Origin of the sequence: Pseudomonas sp. CFBP 13719, from assembly GCF_014842095.1 — a bacterium.
Classification (GTDB): Bacteria; Pseudomonadota; Gammaproteobacteria; order Pseudomonadales; family Pseudomonadaceae; genus Aquipseudomonas.
Window position 1 is genome coordinate 1 of the sequence record NZ_JACYVB010000019.1, and the last position, 2,617, is coordinate 2,617.

2 rRNA genes are annotated in these 2,617 nt (G+C 52.6%); both read left to right on the forward strand.

The features are described 5' to 3' along the window. Window positions 1-2,351 (forward strand): 23S ribosomal RNA (locus tag IFT57_RS26805); the annotation flags it as partial. Window positions 2,352-2,499: 148 nt separating this feature from the next. After that, window positions 2,500-2,615 (forward strand): 5S ribosomal RNA (rrf, locus tag IFT57_RS26810). The last annotated feature ends 2 nt before the right edge of the window (window positions 2,616-2,617 follow it).

Genomic DNA, 2,617 nt, shown 5'->3' on the forward strand with positions numbered 1-2,617 from the left:
GTGACTGCGTACCTTTTGTATAATGGGTCAGCGACTTATATTCAGTGGCGAGCTTAACCGAATAGGGGAGGCGTAGCGAAAGCGAGTGTTAATAGCGCGTTTAGTCGCTGGGTATAGACCCGAAACCGGGCGATCTATCCATGGGCAGGTTGAAGGTTGGGTAACACTAACTGGAGGACCGAACCGACTACCGTTGAAAAGTTAGCGGATGACCTGTGGATCGGAGTGAAAGGCTAATCAAGCTCGGAGATAGCTGGTTCTCCTCGAAAGCTATTTAGGTAGCGCCTCATGTATCACTGTAGGGGGTAGAGCACTGTTTCGGCTAGGGGGTCATCCCGACTTACCAAACCGATGCAAACTCCGAATACCTACAAGTGCCGAGCATGGGAGACACACGGCGGGTGCTAACGTCCGTCGTGAAAAGGGAAACAACCCAGACCGTCAGCTAAGGTCCCAAAATCCTGGTTAAGTGGGAAACGATGTGGGAAGGCTTAGACAGCTAGGAGGTTGGCTTAGAAGCAGCCACCCTTTAAAGAAAGCGTAATAGCTCACTAGTCGAGTCGGCCTGCGCGGAAGATGTAACGGGGCTCAAACCAGGTACCGAAGCTACGGGTATCACCTTAGGGTGATGCGGTAGAGGAGCGTTCTGTAAGCCTGTGAAGGTGAGTTGAGAAGCTTGCTGGAGGTATCAGAAGTGCGAATGCTGACATGAGTAACGACAATGGGTGTGAAAAACACCCACGCCGAAAGACCAAGGTTTCCTGCGCAACGTTAATCGACGCAGGGTTAGTCGGTCCCTAAGGCGAGGCTGAAAAGCGTAGTCGATGGAAAACAGGTTAATATTCCTGTACTTCTGGTTATTGCGATGGAGGGACGGAGAAGGCTAGGCCAGCTTGGCGTTGGTTGTCCAAGTTTAAGGTGGTAGGCTGAGATCTTAGGTAAATCCGGGATCTCAAGGCCGAGAGCTGATGACGAGTTGTCTTTTAGACGACGAAGTGGTTGATGCCATGCTTCCAAGAAAAGCTTCTAAGCTTCAGGTAACCAGGAACCGTACCCCAAACCGACACAGGTGGTTGGGTAGAGAATACCAAGGCGCTTGAGAGAACTCGGGTGAAGGAACTAGGCAAAATGGCACCGTAACTTCGGGAGAAGGTGCGCCGGTGAGGGTGAAGGACTTGCTCCGTAAGCTCATGCCGGTCGAAGATACCAGGCCGCTGCGACTGTTTATTAAAAACACAGCACTCTGCAAACACGAAAGTGGACGTATAGGGTGTGACGCCTGCCCGGTGCCGGAAGGTTAATTGATGGGGTTAGCGCAAGCGAAGCTCTTGATCGAAGCCCCGGTAAACGGCGGCCGTAACTATAACGGTCCTAAGGTAGCGAAATTCCTTGTCGGGTAAGTTCCGACCTGCACGAATGGCGTAACGATGGCGGCGCCGTCTCCACCCGAGACTCAGTGAAATTGAAATCGCTGTGAAGATGCAGTGTATCCGCGGCTAGACGGAAAGACCCCGTGAACCTTTACTATAGCTTTGCACTGGACTTTGAATTTGCTTGTGTAGGATAGGTGGGAGGCTTTGAAGCGTGGACGCCAGTCTGCGTGGAGCCAACCTTGAAATACCACCCTGGCAACTTTGAGGTTCTAACTCAGGTCCGTTATCCGGATCGAGGACAGTGTATGGTGGGTAGTTTGACTGGGGCGGTCTCCTCCTAAAGAGTAACGGAGGAGTACGAAGGTGCGCTCAGACCGGTCGGAAATCGGTCGTAGAGTATAAAGGCAAAAGCGCGCTTGACTGCGAGACAGACACGTCGAGCAGGTACGAAAGTAGGTCTTAGTGATCCGGTGGTTCTGTATGGAAGGGCCATCGCTCAACGGATAAAAGGTACTCCGGGGATAACAGGCTGATACCGCCCAAGAGTTCATATCGACGGCGGTGTTTGGCACCTCGATGTCGGCTCATCACATCCTGGGGCTGAAGCCGGTCCCAAGGGTATGGCTGTTCGCCATTTAAAGTGGTACGCGAGCTGGGTTTAGAACGTCGTGAGACAGTTCGGTCCCTATCTGCCGTGGACGTTTGAGATTTGAGAGGGGCTGCTCCTAGTACGAGAGGACCGGAGTGGACGAACCTCTGGTGTTCCGGTTGTCACGCCAGTGGCATTGCCGGGTAGCTATGTTCGGGAAAGATAACCGCTGAAAGCATCTAAGCGGGAAACTTGCCTCAAGATGAGATCTCACTGGAACCTTGAGTTCCCTGAAGGGCCGTCGAAGACTACGACGTTGATAGGTGGGGTGTGTAAGCGCTGTGAGGCGTTGAGCTAACCCATACTAATTGCCCGTGAGGCTTGACCATATAACACCCAAGCAATTTGCGTCGAACGACCAGATTGCGGTGACTGTGGAGATGACACGAACCGAAAGTTCGCAGCAGGACAACCCACAAACATCACATACCCGATTCGCTGGAGTGCCTCCCAAAGGGCATCCTGGCTACAGAATTTCTTGACGACCATAGAGCATTGGAACCACCTGATCCCATCCCGAACTCAGCAGTGAAACGATGCATCGCCGATGGTAGTGTGGGGTTTCCCCATGTGAGAGTAGGTCATCGTCAAGATT